This is a genomic window from Arthrobacter sp. SIMBA_036, assembly GCF_046535135.1.
Taxonomy (GTDB): Bacteria; Actinomycetota; Actinomycetes; order Actinomycetales; family Micrococcaceae; genus Arthrobacter.
Genome location: NZ_JAWRXG010000369.1, coordinates 1 through 249, shown reverse-complemented (window position 1 = coordinate 249; position 249 = coordinate 1). Strand labels below are relative to the sequence as shown.

Genomic DNA, 249 nt, shown 5'->3' with positions numbered 1-249 from the left:
GGTCACTTCGGTGCCCTCAGCTATATCGACCGAGCCACCCGACACCGTGATACTCCCGTCGGTAACCGTACTGGTTACTGTCAGGTCACCCGCAACGTTATCCAGCTCGACGGTACCAGTCGCAGTAACGTCCTCTCCATTGTTGTCTGTAGCAGACACACCGATGATTAATTCACCATCCACCAGGCCAGAGACATCCGCGTTTACAGTGTAGTTGCCGTTCTCATTCACAGTCGCTGTGGCTGTTAC

The 249-nt window shown here is 54.2% G+C and carries 1 protein-coding gene; it reads right to left on the bottom strand.

Features of this window, described 5'->3' with window-relative positions; genetic code table 11:
- A partial coding sequence (locus SB659_RS20210) for a hypothetical protein (protein WP_410551718.1) occupies positions 1–231 on the bottom strand: 231 nt, incomplete at its 3' end.
- Positions 232–249 lie beyond the last annotated feature (18 nt).